The 16,957-nt window shown below is 62.5% G+C and carries 20 protein-coding genes; 18 read left to right on the top strand and 2 right to left on the bottom strand.

Annotation, left to right across the window (positions count from 1 at the left end; genetic code table 11):
* The first annotated feature begins 16 nt into the window (after positions 1–16).
* From QWY79_RS08600 to QWY79_RS08520, 17 genes are all read left to right on the top strand, one after another.
* The gene (locus tag QWY79_RS08600) at positions 17–316 is read left to right on the top strand and encodes a hypothetical protein (protein ID WP_290271807.1); all 300 of its coding nucleotides are present in this window, start codon (positions 17–19) and stop codon (positions 314–316) included.
* A complete protein-coding gene (traD, locus tag QWY79_RS08595) occupies positions 313–2,520 on the top strand; it encodes a type IV conjugative transfer system coupling protein TraD (protein WP_290271805.1) in 2,208 nt (735 codons plus the stop codon). The genes QWY79_RS08600 and traD overlap by 4 nt, the downstream gene beginning before the upstream one ends.
* An 11-nt stretch (positions 2,521–2,531) precedes the next feature.
* Positions 2,532–3,230, top strand: coding sequence for a TIGR03747 family integrating conjugative element membrane protein (locus QWY79_RS08590; protein WP_290271801.1), 699 nt, complete (start codon positions 2,532–2,534; stop codon positions 3,228–3,230).
* Between the two features lie 167 nt (positions 3,231–3,397).
* Positions 3,398–3,733: an integrative conjugative element protein, RAQPRD family gene (locus QWY79_RS08585; RefSeq protein ID WP_290271800.1), complete on the top strand. Its 336-nt coding sequence runs from the start codon at positions 3,398–3,400 to the stop codon at positions 3,731–3,733.
* Complete coding sequence (locus tag QWY79_RS08580) at positions 3,733–3,951, top strand: TIGR03758 family integrating conjugative element protein (RefSeq protein ID WP_290271798.1); 219 nt, start codon at positions 3,733–3,735, stop codon at positions 3,949–3,951. The genes QWY79_RS08585 and QWY79_RS08580 overlap by 1 nt, the downstream gene beginning before the upstream one ends.
* 60 nt (positions 3,952–4,011) lie before the next feature.
* Positions 4,012–4,383 carry a TIGR03745 family integrating conjugative element membrane protein gene (locus QWY79_RS08575; protein ID WP_290271797.1) on the top strand — a complete coding sequence of 124 codons (372 nt, stop codon included), beginning with the start codon at positions 4,012–4,014 and terminating at the stop codon, positions 4,381–4,383.
* Positions 4,384–4,399: 16 nt separating this feature from the next.
* Positions 4,400–4,777, top strand: a complete 378-nt coding sequence (locus QWY79_RS08570; protein WP_290271796.1) for a TIGR03750 family conjugal transfer protein — start codon at positions 4,400–4,402, stop codon at positions 4,775–4,777.
* A complete protein-coding gene (locus tag QWY79_RS08565) occupies positions 4,774–5,433 on the top strand; it encodes a PFL_4703 family integrating conjugative element protein (RefSeq protein WP_290271795.1) in 660 nt (219 codons plus the stop codon). The genes QWY79_RS08570 and QWY79_RS08565 overlap by 4 nt, the downstream gene beginning before the upstream one ends.
* Positions 5,430–6,251 (top strand): TIGR03749 family integrating conjugative element protein, encoded by an 822-nt coding sequence (locus QWY79_RS08560; protein WP_290271794.1) that lies wholly within the window; start codon positions 5,430–5,432, stop codon positions 6,249–6,251. The genes QWY79_RS08565 and QWY79_RS08560 overlap by 4 nt, the downstream gene beginning before the upstream one ends.
* 3 nt (positions 6,252–6,254) lie before the next feature.
* Positions 6,255–7,733, top strand: coding sequence for a TIGR03752 family integrating conjugative element protein (locus QWY79_RS08555; protein ID WP_435389776.1), 1,479 nt, complete (start codon positions 6,255–6,257; stop codon positions 7,731–7,733).
* Positions 7,720–8,190, top strand: a complete 471-nt coding sequence (locus QWY79_RS08550) for a TIGR03751 family conjugal transfer lipoprotein (RefSeq protein ID WP_290271793.1) — start codon at positions 7,720–7,722, stop codon at positions 8,188–8,190. Before QWY79_RS08555 ends, QWY79_RS08550 begins: the two co-directional genes overlap by 14 nt.
* 190 nt (positions 8,191–8,380) lie before the next feature.
* The gene (locus tag QWY79_RS08545; RefSeq protein WP_290271791.1) at positions 8,381–11,284 is read left to right on the top strand and encodes a conjugative transfer ATPase; all 2,904 of its coding nucleotides are present in this window, start codon (positions 8,381–8,383) and stop codon (positions 11,282–11,284) included.
* Between the two features lie 61 nt (positions 11,285–11,345).
* Positions 11,346–12,245 carry a ribosome modulation factor gene (locus QWY79_RS08540; RefSeq protein WP_290271790.1) on the top strand — a complete coding sequence of 300 codons (900 nt, stop codon included), beginning with the start codon at positions 11,346–11,348 and terminating at the stop codon, positions 12,243–12,245.
* A gap of 2 nt (positions 12,246–12,247) precedes the next feature.
* A complete protein-coding gene (locus tag QWY79_RS08535; RefSeq protein WP_290271789.1) occupies positions 12,248–13,393 on the top strand; it encodes a hypothetical protein in 1,146 nt (381 codons plus the stop codon).
* Position 13,394: 1 nt separating this feature from the next.
* A complete protein-coding gene (locus QWY79_RS08530; protein ID WP_290271788.1) occupies positions 13,395–13,988 on the top strand; it encodes a DUF2726 domain-containing protein in 594 nt (197 codons plus the stop codon).
* A 10-nt stretch (positions 13,989–13,998) separates the two neighbouring features.
* Positions 13,999–14,355: a hypothetical protein gene (locus tag QWY79_RS08525; protein ID WP_290271787.1), complete on the top strand. Its 357-nt coding sequence runs from the start codon at positions 13,999–14,001 to the stop codon at positions 14,353–14,355.
* Positions 14,352–14,969: a hypothetical protein gene (locus tag QWY79_RS08520; protein WP_290271786.1), complete on the top strand. Its 618-nt coding sequence runs from the start codon at positions 14,352–14,354 to the stop codon at positions 14,967–14,969. Before QWY79_RS08525 ends, QWY79_RS08520 begins: the two co-directional genes overlap by 4 nt.
* A 286-nt stretch (positions 14,970–15,255) precedes the next feature.
* Here the strand turns inward: QWY79_RS08520 and QWY79_RS08515 are convergent, their stop codons facing one another.
* Both QWY79_RS08515 and QWY79_RS08510 read right to left on the bottom strand, forming a co-directional pair.
* A complete protein-coding gene (locus QWY79_RS08515) occupies positions 15,256–15,687 on the bottom strand; it encodes a type II toxin-antitoxin system VapC family toxin (protein ID WP_290271785.1) in 432 nt (143 codons plus the stop codon).
* Positions 15,684–15,938, bottom strand: coding sequence for a FitA-like ribbon-helix-helix domain-containing protein (locus tag QWY79_RS08510; RefSeq protein ID WP_290271783.1), 255 nt, complete (start codon positions 15,936–15,938; stop codon positions 15,684–15,686). The genes QWY79_RS08515 and QWY79_RS08510 overlap by 4 nt, the downstream gene beginning before the upstream one ends.
* Between QWY79_RS08510 and QWY79_RS15815 the strand changes: the two genes are divergently transcribed.
* The gene (locus QWY79_RS15815; RefSeq protein ID WP_353960365.1) at positions 15,820–16,938 is read left to right on the top strand and encodes a DsbC family protein; all 1,119 of its coding nucleotides are present in this window, start codon (positions 15,820–15,822) and stop codon (positions 16,936–16,938) included. The two genes, QWY79_RS08510 and QWY79_RS15815, sit on opposite strands and share 119 nt — an antisense overlap.
* Positions 16,939–16,957 lie beyond the last annotated feature (19 nt).

Raw genomic sequence — 16,957 nt, 5'->3', positions numbered from 1 at the left:
CCGAACGGGAGGCCGCATGACATCCGAATCGCGCATCACCTCCGTTTATCGGGGCGCGAGACGATCCGCGTCGTCAACCGAGCACTTCCTCTATCTGGAACAGCGGTTCGATCGCGTTTATATCGCGCTGTATGGATGGCCCTCTGGCGTGCTCATTGGATACGCCGAATACCAGTATGTGTGTTGCGAGGACAGTAAGGCGATAGCCCCCATGCTGCATGCACTGACGAGATTACTGCCGGCAGAGGCTCATTGCCCCGGCCCCATTATTTCGTTGACAGCCGTGTTGTACCGCTCGCAGGAAGTGATGCAATGAAACAGACCCATCCGCTCGAGTCGCTGCTCCGCCCCGCTGTCGAGTTCAACACCACCTGGGTGTGCCTGGGCTGTGCGGTGCTCTGCCTGTATGCCCCCTGGTCCATTGCACTCGCGCCGAGTGTCGGCTGGGGCATGGCAGCGGCCTTTCTGGCCCTGGGCGGCTGGCGGGCCCATCAGGGCTGGACCGTCTTGCGCTATCGCCGCAACATGCGTCGCCTGCCGCGCTTCGCGCTGCGCAGCGACCAGATCCCGGTCAGCTCGCGGAGCCTATGGCTGGGCAAGGGCTTCAAGTGGGAGGCGCGTCACACCCAGCGCCTCTATGACAGCCAGCAACCCGAAGCCGAAGCCTACATCCAGCCGCCTCGCCGCTATCGCTGGGCACGCGCCATCGAGCAACGCCTGGAGGGTGTGCGATCGCTGCATGTCGTGGTTCGTCTGCTCAGCGCCGACACGGCGTTGAACCCGGTGCGTCCCCTGCCCCCGGTGGGCGGCGTGCCGGCCTTGCATGCCGTGGAGTGGAAAGAGGGCTCGGTGTGGATGCCACTGGGCGAGAGGGTCGGCCACACGCTGGTTGAAGGTACGACGCGCGTCGGCAAGACGCGTCAGGCCGAGGTGATGATCACCCAGGACATCCATCGGGTCACCAAGGGCGATCACGAAGTGGTGGTGTGCTTCGATCCCAAGGGCGATGCCGACCTGATGCTGCGCATGTACATCGAGGCTATCCGCGCCGGCCGCGGCGATGAGTTCTATGTCTTCCACCTCGGTTTCCCGGCCCTGTCGGCCCGCTACAACGCGGTGGGCCGATTCGGGCGGATCTCGGAAGTGGCCACCCGCATCGCCGGCGCGCTGCCCAACGAGGGCAACAGCGCCGCCTTCCGCGAGTTTGCCTGGCGCTTTGTGAATATCGTGGCCAGGGCGCGGCATGCACTGGGACAACGGCCCAGTTACGAGCAGATCCTGACCGATGTGGTGAACATCGACAGCTTGCTCATCGAGTACGCCCGGCAGACCTTCGAGCAGCAGTTCCCCGGCGCCTGGGAGAAGATTGCGGAGAAGGAGGGCCAGTACAACGACAAGAACACCCCGAAAAACCTCCAGGGACGCCACAAGCGCGTGGTGGCCATCGTCGAGTACCTGCAGGGCCCGGATGTCACCGTCAGTGACAGCGTCCTCGAGGGACTGCTGTCAGCCGTGCGCTACGACAAGACGTATTTCGACAAGATCGTCGCCTCGCTCCTGCCACTGCTCGAGAAGTTGACCAGCGGCCAAATCGCCGAGTTGCTCTCCCCGGACTATCACGACCTAGAGGACGAGCGCCCCATCTTCGACTGGCAACAGATCGTGCGCAAACGCGGCATCGTCTATATCGGCCTGGATGCGCTCGCGGACTTCGAGGTCGCTCAGGCGGTAGGCAACTCGATGTTCGCCGACCTGGTCTCGGTGGCCGGGCATATCTACAAGCACGGCGTCGACGACGGCATGCCGGGCGCCGCCAGCGGTAAGGTGCCGATCAACCTGCACTGCGATGAATTTAATGAGCTCATGGGCGACGAGTTCATTCCGCTGATCAACAAGGGCGGCGGCGCCGGCGTCCAGGTGACCGCCTATACCCAGACCCTGTCCGATATCGAGGCCAGGATCGGCAATGCCGCCAAGGCCGGCCAGGTCGTCGGCAACTTCAACAGCCTCCTCATGCTGCGGGTGCGCGAGAACAAGACCGCCATGCAGCTCACCGACCAGCTCCACAAGGTCCCGGTGGCCACCCGCATGCTGGTCTCCATGGCCGGCGATTCCAGCGACATCAACACCGATGTCGATTTCACCAGTTCCGGCGGGGACCGGATCAGTACCGCACCCCAACCCAAGCTCGAGCCCGCCGACATCATCAACCTGCCCAAGGGCCAGGCCTTCGCGATGCTCGAGGGCGGGCAGCTCTGGAAGATCCGCATGCCACTGCCCAAGCCCGACAAGGGCAAGGACATCCCGGCCAATATCAACGATATGGCCGGGCAGATGCGCAAGCGCTACAACACCGGCGATCGCTGGTGGGAGTCGGTGGCACCGCCGCCGATCGAGATCGACCCCGAGCTGACCGCGGCGGCCACCGATACGTCGACGGTGGCCACCCCGCCGCCGGCACCGGCAGAACCCGGCCTGGAGTCGACCCAGGGAGATGATGGGATGGATTTCGATGACTGAGGAGACCGGTGATGGCCGTTGATCGCGCCGAACGCGCCCAGCAACAACGTCCCAGTGCTCTCGGCACGCTACTCGGCTTGCCCTGGCGGATCGCCATGGTGGTCCTGGTGTCGCTGCTGTGCTCGATCGTTATCGAATGGGTCGGGATGTATTGGGACTGGTGGAGCCTGCCCGGCAGCGGCCATGCCGAGCAGACCATGAGCACCGAGATGGGGTGGCTGGATACCGCCTTCACGCGTTCGCTGCTGTTCTCGGATCCCGTGGCCACCGCCTCGGCCCTGGTGGAGTGGCTGCATACCTGGTTGTTCGTCAAGACCGGCATCGCCGGCTGGCTAGCTGCCAATGAGGCCAGTGGCGGTTGGGTCGGGACCCTGCACACCTATCTGCAGGCCGCCGTCTACGTCACGCTGATGACCTTGACGCGCTGCGTGATCCTGGCGCTGACCTCACCGCTGTTTGTCATGGCCGCCCTGGTGGGCTTTGTCGATGGCCTGGTGCGGCGTGACCTGCGGCGGTTCGGGGCGGGGCGCGAGTCGGCGTTCATCTATCACCATGCCAAGCGGGCGGTCACCCCCATCTTCATCATCGGCTGGCTGATCTATCTCAGCGTGCCGTTTTCCTTCCATCCCAATGTGTTTTTGCTGCCGTGTGCCGTGCTGTTCGGCCTGATGATCAGTATCGCCACGGGCAGCTTCAAGAAGTACTTGTAGGCATTCTCCCCGGTTCCCTGCGTCGGCTGTTCGCAGCCGTTTGCGCCTCCACCCGGAGGCGCTTTTTTGGGCCAAAGAATCATCACGCCCACCACTTAACGTTTTCTACTGCGGCGCCTGCGTCTGCCCGACACGATGTTCGCAACAGTCTCAATCAGGAGAGCGTCATGTCGCGGTTTGCCAAGTGGGGCGTCCTGCCACTCGTGGGCGTGATCGCCACCTCAACCCTGGCGATGGCGGAAGAACCCCGCGACGCCATCCAACGCCGGGACCTGGCCCTGATCCAGTCCCAGCTCGAACAGATCACCCATGTCATCGATCGCCTCGAGGCCCGTCAGGCCCGTCAGGCGTCGCCCTCGATGTCGCTCTACCTCGATATTCCGCGGCTGCGCCAGGACGTCGAGGCGATCGCCGAGGGCATCGATGGTTATCTCGCCCCACCCCGACTGCCGGCCCGTCAGGTCCCGCCCCTGGATGGCGATTACGTGGGAGTGACGCCCTGATGGAGGTCTTCAAGAACGGGGCCGGCTTCTCGGCGTCCGAGGTGGCCGTTCTGATCGCCGGCGTGGGGTGTGTCGTGGTCATTCTGTGGATGGCCTGGGCCTACCTCTCGACCTATCGGGGCTGGACCAAGGAGCGCATCGACGACGACGTCCTGGTCAGCGGTCTCATGAGAGCGCTGATGATCGTGTTGGTCTGCCTCTGGCTGTTTCTCAGCTGAGGCAAATTTGAGGCCCGCCTGAATGGGCCATTCGGCAAGCGCAAGCAAGGAGAACGGAACATGAACCTTCGCAACCTTTGGCATCGTGCCCGTCACAAGGTGGCTCTTGCCACCACGTCGGTAGCGATGCTGCCCAGCCTGGCCCTGGCACAAGGGCAAGGGCTGCCCGATCTCGAGCAACCGGACAACCCCGGTGATGAGGGACTGATCGATACGCTGCAGGGCTACGGCCTGGAAATCGCCTCCCTGGTGGGGCTGGTGCTGTGCGCCGTGGCGTTCTACTTCGTCGCCGGCGCCCTGATGGCCTCCTTCCGCGAAGCACGCGAGCGGGAGCAGTGGGGCAAATTTATCCTCACCGCCGCGGTCGGTGTGGGGCTGATCGTCGTGGTGATCTGGCTGGCCAACATGGCCGCTCCGATCCTCGAGCAGTAATCGACGGGAGGCGGTCATGGCCACGATCGAGTTTATCCCTCGGCGCCTCAATGAGACCCCTGTCGTCTTCCGGGGCATGACCGGCCGTGAGGTCGCCATGGTGGCCTGTGGTGGCTTCGTGGCCTTCCTGCCACCGGGCATCGTGCTGGCCTGGTGGATTGGCAAGGTCGCGATGGTGCCCACCGTCGCCTTTGCCGGTCTGGGGCTCTCCCTGCTGGTCGGGGGAAGCATCATGCGTCGGCTGCGCCGTGGCCGTCCTCCCTCCCTTCTCTACCGTCGCTTGCAATACCGCCTGGCCGCCATGGGCTGGGACGGCAGCGGCGAATACCTGATCACGCGCACGACGGCCTATCGGTTGCGCCGCGGGCGCCGCCGTAACGGAGGAGTCTCATGAGTCGTTACCGCCATGCGGTGTCCGGGCGGGACGCCCATATCACGACCCTTCGCGGGATCATCCTGCTGCTGGCCGTGGGCTGCGTCTTTCTCTGGATGGGGTGGAAAGATGCCCCAGAGGACCTGACGGTCTACTACCCCCCTGATCTGCGCGGTGGCACCTCGCAGTCCGCCTGGGAGATCCCGCCCAACAATGCCTATCAGTTCGGCTGGTATGTGTGGCAGCGGCTCAACCGTTGGCCCAACGACGGTGAGACGGATTACCAGCGCAATATCCATGCGCTGCGTCCCTACATGACACCGTCCTGTCATCGCTCCCTGGAGCAGGAGTACGAGCAACGGCGCCGCCGTGGCGAGCTGGACGGGCGCACACGCGGCATGTACGAGATCCCCGGGCGTGGCTACCGGCCCGGCGAGTCGGTCGAGATCCTCAGTGACGACAGCTGGCTGGTGAAGCTCGACCTCGGTGTCGAAGAGCATTACGCCGGCACGCCGGTTCGCGAGTTCTACGCGCGCTATCCGTTGCGGGTCGTGCGGGCCAATGTCGATGCGGACAACAACCCCTGGGGGTTACAGATCGATTGCCTTGAGGGTGAAGCCAGACGTCTGGTGACGGACGCCGAAGGTCAAGCGACCGCTGAGGAGGAAGCCGAATGAAGCCGATCATCAAGCTGGGCGTCGTCCTGGGCGGCGGCCTGCTGTCACTGAACGCCGCGGCGGTACAGATCATGGAGTGGGACCACCGCCCACTGGACATCGAACTGCCGGTGGCGGCGGAACGCCTGGTGATCCTGGACCGCAATGTAAAGGTCGGGCTGCCCAGGCCCATCGCGGACCCCGAGACGTTGCGGGTGCAAAGTACTGGCGGCGTGCTGTACCTCAAGGCCAACGAGGCCTTCGATACGCAACGGGTCCAGCTCAAGGACGCCGAGTCGGGTGAGCTGTTGCTGGTCGACCTGACGGCCACCGACGACGCCAGCCGCGAGGACATCAAGGTCGTGGACGCTTCGTCGTCAGACGACGGCCAGACCTCGGGATCCGCGAAAGACGGCAACGGCGACGGTGACGCCGACGACCCGGGCGTACGTTCGCCGGTGCCGGTGACGTTGATCCGCCACGCCGCGCAGTCCCTCTATGCCCCCTTGCGTACCGTCGAGGCGGTTCCCGGCGTCAAGCGGGTGCCCATGCGCCTGCCGGCCACCCTGCCGGGGCTGATGCCCGCCTTGCCGGTCGAGGCAACCCCAAAGGGCGCCTGGGGCGTGGATGGCTGGACGGTCACGGCCGTGCGACTCACCAACCAGGATCCGTCGCGGGAATTCGAGCTGGATCCGCGCTGGCTCCAGGGCCGCTTCTACAGTGCCGCCTTCATGCACCCGACCCTGGGGCGCAAGGGCAGCGAGACGGCCGCGACCACGGTCTTTCTGGTCACCCGTCAGGGCGGTCTGCGTGACGCCCTGGCGCGTCAGGGGAGGTAACGCATGGCACCACTGAAAAGCAACAGCCTGTTGAAGGTCCTGGTTCCCGGGGCGCTCGTCCTGGTCATCCTGATTGTGGTCATGGCCCTGGGCGGTGGCGACGGTGACGACGCGGGAGGCGAGGACGAGGCCACGGACCCGTCACTGGTCCTGACCGATGAGGAAAAAACCGCCCTGGGCATCGAGGCGGACACCCCGCGTGACACGGTGGCCACCCTGGTCGGCCAGCTGCGGCAGACCAAGGGGGAAATGCAGAAGATTCGAGAAGAGAGTGCACAACTTCGCGAGCAGAACGAACGCCTTGCCGAGCGCGCCCGCAATGTTGACCAGCAGGTCGAAGCGGCGATGCGTGAGGAGCGAGAACGCCACCGATCGCAACTGGACCAGCAGTCCAATGAACAGCAATCCGTGCTGGGCACCCTGAAACGTCAGGTCAACCGGTTGCAGAGCCAGCTGGATACCTCGGGGACCGAGGACGACGTCCCGGTGGGCCTCGGCCTGGAAGACGGGGGCGCCGGCGCTGGAGGGGGCCAACTCGCCTGGGTGGAGCCCCTGGACGCCGCCCCGGCGGACAGTCGGGGAAGCATGTCCAACGAAGAGGGGCCAGTGTTTCCGACATCGTTCGGTGAGGCCTCGGACGCCGTGAGCGACTCGGCCACCCGGGCCGCTACGGCCGTCGAAGCCAAGGCCACCGGGGAGCCGGATGCCTCGACCGTCGAGCCCGTCTACACCGTGCCGGAAAACTCCACACTGATGGGCTCGCTGGGCATGACAGCACTGATCGGCCGCGTGCCGATCGATGGCACCGTCAATGATCCCTATCCGTTCAAGGCGGTGATCGGCCAGGACAACCTCACGGCCAATGGCATCGAGATCCCCGAGCTTGAGGCCGCGGTCGTCAGTGGCACCGCCACGGGCGATTGGACGCTGTCCTGTGTGCGCGGAAATATCGATTCGATGACCTTCGTGTTCCAGGACGGCACCATCCGCACCGTCCCCACCCCGGAGGATGTCAACAGTGGTGGCGGCAGCAGCCGCCAGAGCAGTGACACCACCATCGGCGGGGGGGACGCGATCGGCTGGATCAGCGATGCCTATGGTACGCCGTGTGTGACCGGTGAACGCCGATCCAATGCTCAGGAGTATCTGGGCACCCAGTCGTTGCTGACCGCCGCCGGCGCCGGTGTGGCCTCCACGCTCTCCGACGATGACAGCACGTCCTTCACCACCATGGGCCCCGATGGCTCCGTGACGCAGGCCATGAGCGGCAACCAGGCCGTCGGCCAAATCCTGACGCAGGGCGTCAATGACATGAGCAACTGGGTGAACCAGCTGTATGGCCAGGCCTTCGCGGCGGTGTATGTCCCGCCGGGTGAGGAAGTGGCCATCCACATCACCCAGCAGCTGCCGATCGACTTCGAGACCGAAGGGAGGAAAGTCCACTATGGCCACTCTCAAGCACCAACCTATGCCCTGCCGTAAGTCCCGCCGGGCGGGCCTGTTGGGGCTCAGCCTGGCCGTCATGGTGGGACTGAGCGGCTGCGCCACTTCCAAGGACGAGCTCATGCCCCACGGCGACACCACCATGAAAGAACTCTGGCAAGGTGGCGCCGCCTCGGGCGGTGACGGGGAAAGCCTCACCCAGAAGGGATTGATCGATACCCGCAGCACGCTGCGTCGAGAGATCGATGATGGGGCCATGGTCGATCAGCGCGTGCACTACACCCGTACCGCGGCCAATGAGATCTACAACCAGTTCGCCCGGCTGCCCAATCCGGACATCGTGATGTACGTCTACCCGCACCTCGCCGGCGGCGAGGTACCGGTGCCGGGCTACTCCACGGTGTTCTCGCTGTACCGCAAGCCGCAGTACGCCATGCCCGGCGAGACGGCGCGGCCGTCCGTCGAGCGGGCACAACAGCGGAGGGCGGCACGATGAACGGCGATCACCATCAGCCTTCCTCGAACCATAAGGACCGAAACACGGACGCCAATGGGCACGCCCTGGTCCTCGGTCACACCGCGGCCGGCAAGACGGCCACCTTGAATGACCTGATGGCCAGGTTGGGAGGAAGCAAGCGCACTTCTGACAAGGGGGACTGTGACTGATGTCAGCGTTCGATAGCTTCATGAGCAGGCTGTTTCCACCCCGCTCCACACCGGCCGGCAATCCATTGCCGGAGGAAAGCGCGGCAACGGCGGACACGACGGAATCGGATGAAACTGCGTCTGCCGCCTCGCCACTGCTGACCGATGAACAGGGTCGGCCCCTGTCGTTGCCACGCGGCAAGCCGATTTCCGAGGCACAGCTGAGAAAGCAATATCAGCGCGCCCCCTCCTTTGCCTCACGCTTGCCGTGGGTCGAGTATCTCCCGGAATCCGGTTGCTTCCTCCTCGAGGACGGCGTCTCGGTGGGTGTCGCGGCGGAAGTGATCCCGATTCCCACGGAAGGCCGCAGCGAGGTTGCCCTCGAGGCCCTGCGGGATCAGATCGAGGCGGCCTTGCAGGACAGTCTGCCCGAGAATGATGACTATCAATGGGTCGTGCAGCTCTATTGCCGCGATGAAACGGATCCGCGCGAGGACCTGGAGGCACTGGCCGACTACGCGCGCCCGGAGATCCGCGACAGCCCATACACCCAGGACTGGCTGAAGAGCATGGAAGGCCATCTCCGGGCGATCGCCAAGCCCGGCGGGTTGTTCGTCGATGATGTGGTCACCCAGGTGGCCTGGCGGGGCCAGACACGACGCACCCGCCTGGTGTTGTACCGCTGGGAGCGGACCGTTAAAGGCAAGCAACAGGGCCGGATCGGTGAGCGCAACAAGGGACTGCCGCCCGAACAGTCGGTGAATTATGTCTTCGACCGGCTTGAAACCGCGCTGCAGAACGCCGAACTGCGCCTCAAGCGCTATGATGCCCGCGAGTTCCATCGCTGGATGATGCCGCGCTTCAATCCACGTCCCCGGTACTCGCCGGACGATCCGCAGCGCTTCTACGATGTCTTCGACTATCCCGGTGATGACCAGGCCGCCCTGATGGGCTACGACCTGGCCGAAGGCATGCTGGCCAGCTCCCCGCGCGGTGATGTCGAGACGGGCTACTGGTACTTCGACGGAATGCCACACACCTGTGTCTCCGTGGAGGAGTTGCGGCAAGCCCCCAAGGTGGGACACGTCACCGGCGAGGTCGCGCGGGGTGACGGCCGCATCCGCAATGCGCTGATGGACCAGCTCCCCGAGGGCACCGAGATGTGCCTGACCATGGTGGCCGTCCCCCAGGACCCCTTGGAACAGCATATCGATACGCTGAGAGACAAGGCGCACGGCAACAGCATCCCCAGTGAGAAGATCCGTGAGGACTGTAAGCGAGCACGGTCGTTTCTCGGCGATAATCACAAGCTGTATCAGGCCAGCCTGGTGTTCTATGTCAACGGCCGCGACGCGTCCCATCTCGAAGAGCGCTTGATGCGGCTGACGACGCAGTTGACCAACGCCAATCTCAAGCCGACCGAGCCCGAAGATGAGATCGCCGGGCTCAATACCTACCTGCGCTGGCTGCCCATGGCTTTTCAGCCAGAGCTGGATCGCAAGAATCGCTGGTACACCCAGTACCACTTCGTCCAGCACCTGGCGAACCTCTCTCCTCTGTTCGGCCGTGCCCGCGGGACGGGCCACCCCGGTATCACTTTCTTCAACCGCGGCGGTGGCACTGTGAGCTTTGATCCGCTCAACAGCAATGATCGGCAGGCCAACGCTCATATGCTGTTCTTTGGCCCGACCGGGGCCGGCAAGTCGGCCACCTTGAACAGTGTGTTGGCTCAGATGATGGCCCTGCATCGGCCCCGGCTGTTCATCATCGAGAAAGGCAACTCGTTCGGATTGCTCGCCGACTACTTCGAGCGGATGGGACTGACGGTCAACAAGGTCAAGCTCGCGCCTGGCTCTGGTGTGCGGCTCTCGCCCTTCTTCGAAGCGCATCGTTTGCTCGACACCGAGGAGGAGGCCAAACGCGTCGAGCGGGACCGAAGCGATCAGCAGGAAGGTCTGGCGACGGATCCCGATACCCTGGTCAACAACGCCGAGGAAGAGGAAGAGCGCAACATCCTGGGGGAAATGGAGATCACCGCCCGGCTGATGATCACCGGTGGCGATCCCAAGGAAGAGGCCCTGTTCCGCCGAGCGGATCAACGCATGGTGCGCGATGCCATCTATCGCGGCGCTCGCTATGCGGTCGATGCCGGCCGTCAGTGCCTGACCGAGGACGTGCGGCAAGGGTTCCGGGATATTGCCAACGATACCGAGACGCCGGAAGAAGGCCGACGGCGCGCCTACCAGATGGGCGAGGCCATGGGCCTGTTCGTTGATGGCTTCGACGGCCAGGTCTTCAACCGCCCGGGTGAGCCCTGGCCGGAGTGTGATGTGACCATCATCGACCTGGCGCACTACGCCAACGAAGGCTATGAAGCGCAGCTCGCACTGTCGGTGATCTCGATCACCAACGTGATCACCGCCATGGCCGAGCGAGATCAATACAGCGGACGACCCATCCTGCAGGCCATCGATGAGTGTCACATCCTGACCACCAATCCCTTGCTCGCGCCGTTCCTGGTGGGCGTTGGCAAAATGGGACGCAAACTGAATCACTGGCTCTGGTTGGCCACACAGAATTTGGAAGATTTCCCGGAGTCGGCGGCCAAGCTGCTCAACATGATCGAGTGGTGGATCCTGCTGACCATGCCCGAGGACGAGATCAAGCAGGTCACTCGCTTCAAATCACTGAGCGAGGATCAGCAGCAACTGGTGAAGTCCGCCACCAAGGTCAAGGCCAAGTATACCGAGGGGGTGGTGCTCGGCGGACGCATCGAGTCCTTGTTCCGGGTGGTCCCCCCGAGTCTGTATCTCAGCCTGGCCGGCACCGAAGGCGAGGAAAAAGCCGAGCGAAAACAGGTCATGGACGAGCTCAAGTGCTCAGAGCTCGATGCGGGCATCGAGATCGCCCGGCGCATGGACGAGAAGCGAGGGATCGGGGGATGAGCGATGAGGCACTCAACATCGAGCATACCGGGGTGCCGCATGCCGACACAGGGGGGCTGTGATGACAGCGTATCTTGAGATTGAGGGAGAGGCATCTGTCGCTTTTCGCCAGGGGTTTCGTGCTTGCCAAGCGGGCGAGCCCCAGGATGCGAACCCCTACCTCGAAGAGGAAAGAGAATCGACCCAACGCCGGGAGTGGAATTTCGGGTGGCAACACGCGCACGACCAGAACATCAATTTTGACTTCGTCAGGCGCCAGGTCGCCATGCCACCCGAGTGGAGCCAGGAAGCCATCAAACCCTGGGAAGCGGTATACAGCCGTGAGGCCTCGGCGTTCGTATCCCACGAATATTGGTCGGACACGGGGTCTGTCAACGTCTTCCGGGTCGTCGGGACGATGCATCAACAGTATCAGGGGAAAACCTGGCTGCAGTTCCTGCTGGGCGGAAAGCGCATGCAGCACAACCTGCAGCGATTGATGGACAATCCGGATTACTACCTCCATCCGGTCATTCGCCAGCCCAAAATCGATTTCTACACCGTCGACGGCCTGGATTACTACGTCGGCTCGGACGGTAACCACCGGACCTGTCTGGCTCGCTTCTTCCTGGACCAGGAGGGCAAAAGTCAGCTCCATGAGGTGACCGTTCACCATCATCACATCGACCAGGCCTTCTTGCACGTCTATCACGCCCTCCAGGCATCGATCCGCGAGCACCAGGTTGCCAAGGCGATCTGGGCCGACCGGCGCCTACTAGGGCGTGATGACACGGCGGGATGGAAGGTGGATCGCTTCGAGCCCTTTCTGATTTGCCGGGATCTGACGACCGGGCAGGAGATGGAGCTCAATCAAGCCCAGGCGCATGACATGACACTGGACCTGGCGGCCAAAGCGTGTCCAACCACGGCCTCAGCCCGCCCTTCTCTGTGGCGGCGGTTATTCGGCGTGGGAGGCAGCTGACGATGCTGCACGATGGCAACATGGCGTTTCGTGGGCACGGCTTGGTCACCGGGCCGACGGGGGCCGGAAAAAGCACCGTGTTGCGGGCCCTGTTGGACGAACGGTTGTTGGCCCAGGGTGATGAGCGTGTTCAGGTCTATGTTCTGGCGTCCGGTCGGGATCGGGACTGGCGGCCGTGGGCTGATTGGGCCGCTCGACACGCGGCCGCGGGTCGCCGGGTGACAACACTCGACAGCTCGGCCTGTCGGTTGGCCCCCTTCCAGACGGCGCGTTTCCTGTGTCAGCCGGACGACGATCACGCCATCTGGGATCCCCTGGGGGATCTGGTCATGACCGTTCGCTTGATGCTAGCCAGCCAACGCCCAGACGAAGCGTGGAGCCGGCACCATCGGCGGATACTCCGTCAGGCCTTGTATACCGCAGGACACCGGGCCGAGGCTGCCAACCGGCTGTGCCGCACTCAGGATGTGCTGGACGCACTACGCACCGAGCAACAGGTGCCTGACGCGCTGCTCGAGACCCTCGAGGCGTTCTGCCAGGGGGCGCTGGGCGAGGTGTTCAATGCCGGAGACACCTCCCTGAGCTGGGACGCCGACAGCGACATCGTACTGATCGACCCGGCCGGATGCTGCGCCATTGATACCCAGACAACACGCGACGCCCTCGAGGGGCTGCTGACGCATGGCGTGATGGCGCATGTCCAGGGGTTGGGTGGGTACGAGGCTGACCACATTGGCATACCGCGTAAGCGGTTGGTGATCCTGGATGGCTTCCCGTCCCGACCGATCCTACACGGGACGTCCATTTTCATGCGGGCACTCGCCCGTAGCCGCGAGACCCGCCTTTCGATCTGGTGGGGATTAAAAGACCGGTCAGTGTTGGACGAGAACACCTGGTCCCAACTCGGTGTTTTCCTCGGGACCTATATCGGCTTGCCCCATGGCACCCCGCACTGGCTCAAGCGTGAGCTCGAGCATGCCGACCGGCTGTGGCCTTATTTCGACGACAGGGCGACATCGGCACTGCATCGCTGCCTCTTGAACACCAGCGCACGAGAACCCTGGGAATCGAGCATGGGGGTTGTGATCGATCTCGCCCATGGCGAAGCGCCGGCACTGTTCCACCTGCCCGATGTCGAGGTGATCTGACATGTCACTCATCCTGACCGACTATGGGCCGGAGGCACCAATCAACAATGTGCCGTATCTGGATACCTTTGGCCCGATCGTACTGTTCGCCGCGATCGCCTTCCTGGGGTTCAGCCTGTGGCCCTTGTGGACCGGTCGGCTGCGCCGGTCACGGCGATTGCCGTATGTGCGTCATGACTGCCTCAACTCCCCCGCCGAACAGCACTTCGCCCGTGCTCTGCAGCGGGCGGTGGGAGATCAGTACGCCCTGGCCTTCAAGGTCCGGTTGGCCGATGTGATGACCGTCAAACGCCGCCGCCGACACCCTCGAGATCAACGCTGGTGGCGGTGGTTTCGCCAGATCAGCAGCAAGCACATCGACGTGGTGGTCTGCGACCCGGCCGGCGGTCGCATGCATCTGGCACTGGAACTCGATGACCGCAGTCACCAGCGGCGCGATCGACGCCGGCGGGATGCCTTCGTGGATCGCGCCTTCGCCGCCGCCGGGCTCCCACTGCTGCGTATACCCGCCCAACGGCGCTATGACGTGGTGCAGTTGCAGCAGCAGTTGGCCGAGCACCTGCCACGGCTTCCAGAACCGCGCGCCAACGAATAGGAGCAAGAAGATGCAGAAGCAACCTGATGAGCGGAAAGCAGGGGATGCTGCTCAGGATATTGTGGATGTGGCAAGGGCCTTGGGTGTCATATCAGTCCAAATGCTCAGACAACAAGGAACTCAACTCTTCGGAGTAGCCTGCTATTCCAAGGAATGCCACGACATGGTGTTACGCGTCCTGGGGGTGTTTGACGAGCTCCCCGGTGGGCGGGACCGACAGGCTCTCACCTGGTTCAGTGATGATCTAAGAGACCTTCTGGCGGAGCTTGAATCAGGAGGCCCGGGAAACCCCTTCCACTCCTATGCGTTTTCTCAGCGCAGCGTGATCGAGCACTTTATTGAGCAGTATGGGAGCATACGATCATGAGTTCAGATGATGTTGTCAATGTAGACCATGATAATGAAATCGATCTTCAGACAGTATTGTTATCCGCTCTGCGCAACCTCTCTCTTTCCGGCCGCAATCCAAGTGGATGGCGATCGAAAGGACGGTTATGGGTAGGCGTGGATGCCATGGAACGAGAATGCCAACGCTATGGCCGTGCCGATATACCCAGGCATTTCTCTGTGTCTCCCAAATACCCGTGGGTACATCGGTTGATTGCTGAGGGCCTCATCCAGCGGCCCAGAGCAAGAGCCTGGATCACCATCCAACATACGTCCATGAGCGCGACGACCTATGGTAAACCCGTTCTCGAGTTTGACCTGGAAACACTCGTGGCACAGGACATCATCAGCGACCTTCGGGAGATAGGTGATACATCAGAATGGCTCGAAAGCCATGTCATGGACGTCAATATGGGAGGGTTCACGACCGAGGAATCTCCTCAGGCCCAAGGTACCAGGTCCCTGTACTCGAAAAAGGATATATCTGTGCTTCTCCCTGCTCATTCCAGGCACGAAGCGCCGCAGGAGGTGGGGAAAGGCCAACAACTTCGTTGTGTAATACTAGAAATTTTTCCTTATCCTCAAGATTCCTGATGGTGTCGAGATGCCAGTGATATTGGTCCATGATAGCGAAATGGATAGCGTCCAGCCCCATTAGCTCCCAGCTCTTCTGTTTCGCTAGCGCATTACCCATCACCAGTAAGCAATAGCGTCGAGCTAATATAAGCCCGTGGTCCTCATTGGTTTGTCCCACATGACGCTCAATATCCTCTCTGATGAAGATGATAAGTTGTTCGAAGAATACGTCGTCATCAGGGTTCATATTGTATGTAACCACCTGCACCCTCTTTATCTCGTTTCGGAAGCCGATATGCGGGTCTCAGTCAGGCCCACTCTCACCTTCCCAGGGATTCATGACGTCTACAGCCGCCGCTTCAAACGGGGCGGTATCACGGGATGCCACTTGATAGCCTTGTGATACGGCGATCGCCGCGATATACCCATCGGGTACCGGAAAACCTCGCCCCGCTTCCCTGGCCGTTGCCGCCAGTTCGGCATACTGGCGAGCGGCATCAGCGTCAAAGGGTAGGATGCGTCCCTTGAACAATGCCATGAGGCCATCCAAGGCCTCACTCAGCCTATCCTTGCGCCGACCCGTGGGAAGCGCTGCAATGCCAAACAACAACTCGGCCAGCGTGACACTGGTCACGTACAGCGTTTCGGCCGATTGCTCATTAAGCCAATCGATGACGGCCGGATACGGGGTCGGTTTCATCGCCTCGGAAACGACGTTGGTATCCAGGACAATCATTCAAACGTCACCGGTTCGGCCGGTGTCTTGTCGCGCTCCTGTTCCAGAGCGTCGAGATCTTCGTTGGTCATTCCGACCTTGCGGCCCAGAGCCGCCAGGGCATCGCCCATGTGAAGGCGTGCTTCAGGGCGTATGGCCTCTTCCAGAATGGCACGGACTTCGGCCTCGGCACTGCGGTGGTGCCGCTTGGCCCGCGCTTTCAGTGCGTTGTGTACTTCGTCAGGAATGTTCCTGACCGTCATCATGCCCATGGTGAGTCACCTCCGATGGCTACACTATGCGAATGCATTCAATATAGCAATATGGATGCATATTGCAAGCGTATACTGTGGTGTCACAGCCTGGCTTCCGATGATCGCCCCACTAATCAGAGCGCGTGTGGTGACGCGGCAAAAACCCAGCCCGATCCATTTCACATTCTCTACAGCTCTGGTGCTGCCAGATTGGCATGCTGACTGGGATGTACTTCCGTCTAGTCAGCAGCCACAGGAGACCCAAATGAGGACATCAGCAACAAGGGCCCTCATGGTCGCACTCTACGCCATGGGCACTGGTTCAGCGTCGGCGGAGGACCTTCCTTCTGCCCTTGAGGCATTATCGCTCGGCGGCCAACCCGCGAACCCCACGGCCATCGAGCCGGCTCCCATGGAGGGTTGGTATGAGGTTCGCCTGCGCACCGGGGAAACGCTCTACACGGACGCCGAGGCCAGGTACTTGCTGGTCGGCGAGCTGTTCGAGAACGGCGAGGACCAGGTCATCAACCTGTCCGAGCAACAGCGTCGCGAGCAGCGTCTGGAGAGCCTGGCTGAGCTCGATGAGGATATCTCGCTGACCTATCCGGCCGATGGGGACGTGAAAGGTGAGATGACCGTCTTTACCGATATCAGCTGCCCATACTGTCAGCAGCTGCATCAGGACATCCCACAACTCAATGCCGCCGGCATCACCGTCCATTACCTGCCATACCCCCGGCAGGGCCTGTCCTCCGCGGTGGCACAGCGCATGGCATCCATCTGGTGCAGTAAATACCCCCGTCATGCGATGGATAAGGCCTTCGATGGACAGTTTGCGTCAGTGGGTGATGAAGCCCAGGTGTGTCGGCCACGACTGGAGAAAAGCGTGTCACTGGCCCAGCAATTTGGCGTTAGGGGAACGCCGGCCACGGTACTCCCCAACGGCGAGCTCGGAGAGGGGTATCGGCCGGTCGACCAACTGGTGCAGGCCGTTGGCCGTGCGACAGGCAATCACTGAGGCAAACGAAGAGGAGTCC

The organism is Halomonas sabkhae, from assembly GCF_030409265.1.
GTDB lineage: Bacteria > Pseudomonadota > Gammaproteobacteria > Pseudomonadales > Halomonadaceae > Halomonas > Halomonas halmophila.
The sequence above is the reverse complement of the archived record's forward strand: the minus strand, read 5'-3'. Positions and strand labels throughout refer to the sequence as shown.

What these genes read in the sequence shown, in the direction of transcription:
- QWY79_RS08600 (WP_290271807.1), top strand. Translation starts at nt 17, where the DNA reads ATGACATCCGAATCGCGCATCACCTCCGTTTATCGGGGCGCGAGACGA.
- traD (WP_290271805.1), top strand. Translation starts at nt 313, where the DNA reads ATGAAACAGACCCATCCGCTCGAGTCGCTGCTCCGCCCCGCTGTCGAG.
- QWY79_RS08590 (WP_290271801.1), top strand. Translation starts at nt 2,532, where the DNA reads ATGGCCGTTGATCGCGCCGAACGCGCCCAGCAACAACGTCCCAGTGCT.
- QWY79_RS08585 (WP_290271800.1), top strand. Translation starts at nt 3,398, where the DNA reads ATGTCGCGGTTTGCCAAGTGGGGCGTCCTGCCACTCGTGGGCGTGATC.
- QWY79_RS08580 (WP_290271798.1), top strand. Translation starts at nt 3,733, where the DNA reads ATGGAGGTCTTCAAGAACGGGGCCGGCTTCTCGGCGTCCGAGGTGGCC.
- QWY79_RS08575 (WP_290271797.1), top strand. Translation starts at nt 4,012, where the DNA reads ATGAACCTTCGCAACCTTTGGCATCGTGCCCGTCACAAGGTGGCTCTT.
- QWY79_RS08570 (WP_290271796.1), top strand. Translation starts at nt 4,400, where the DNA reads ATGGCCACGATCGAGTTTATCCCTCGGCGCCTCAATGAGACCCCTGTC.
- QWY79_RS08565 (WP_290271795.1), top strand. Translation starts at nt 4,774, where the DNA reads ATGAGTCGTTACCGCCATGCGGTGTCCGGGCGGGACGCCCATATCACG.
- QWY79_RS08560 (WP_290271794.1), top strand. Translation starts at nt 5,430, where the DNA reads ATGAAGCCGATCATCAAGCTGGGCGTCGTCCTGGGCGGCGGCCTGCTG.
- QWY79_RS08555 (WP_435389776.1), top strand. Translation starts at nt 6,255, where the DNA reads ATGGCACCACTGAAAAGCAACAGCCTGTTGAAGGTCCTGGTTCCCGGG.
- QWY79_RS08550 (WP_290271793.1), top strand. Translation starts at nt 7,720, where the DNA reads ATGCCCTGCCGTAAGTCCCGCCGGGCGGGCCTGTTGGGGCTCAGCCTG.
- QWY79_RS08545 (WP_290271791.1), top strand. Translation starts at nt 8,381, where the DNA reads ATGAGCAGGCTGTTTCCACCCCGCTCCACACCGGCCGGCAATCCATTG.
- QWY79_RS08540 (WP_290271790.1), top strand. Translation starts at nt 11,346, where the DNA reads ATGACAGCGTATCTTGAGATTGAGGGAGAGGCATCTGTCGCTTTTCGC.
- QWY79_RS08535 (WP_290271789.1), top strand. Translation starts at nt 12,248, where the DNA reads ATGCTGCACGATGGCAACATGGCGTTTCGTGGGCACGGCTTGGTCACC.
- QWY79_RS08530 (WP_290271788.1), top strand. Translation starts at nt 13,395, where the DNA reads ATGTCACTCATCCTGACCGACTATGGGCCGGAGGCACCAATCAACAAT.
- QWY79_RS08525 (WP_290271787.1), top strand. Translation starts at nt 13,999, where the DNA reads ATGCAGAAGCAACCTGATGAGCGGAAAGCAGGGGATGCTGCTCAGGAT.
- QWY79_RS08520 (WP_290271786.1), top strand. Translation starts at nt 14,352, where the DNA reads ATGAGTTCAGATGATGTTGTCAATGTAGACCATGATAATGAAATCGAT.
- QWY79_RS08515 (WP_290271785.1), bottom strand. Translation starts at nt 15,687, where the DNA reads ATGATTGTCCTGGATACCAACGTCGTTTCCGAGGCGATGAAACCGACC.
- QWY79_RS15815 (WP_353960365.1), top strand. Translation starts at nt 15,820, where the DNA reads ATGGCCTCTTCCAGAATGGCACGGACTTCGGCCTCGGCACTGCGGTGG.
- QWY79_RS08510 (WP_290271783.1), bottom strand. Translation starts at nt 15,938, where the DNA reads ATGGGCATGATGACGGTCAGGAACATTCCTGACGAAGTACACAACGCA.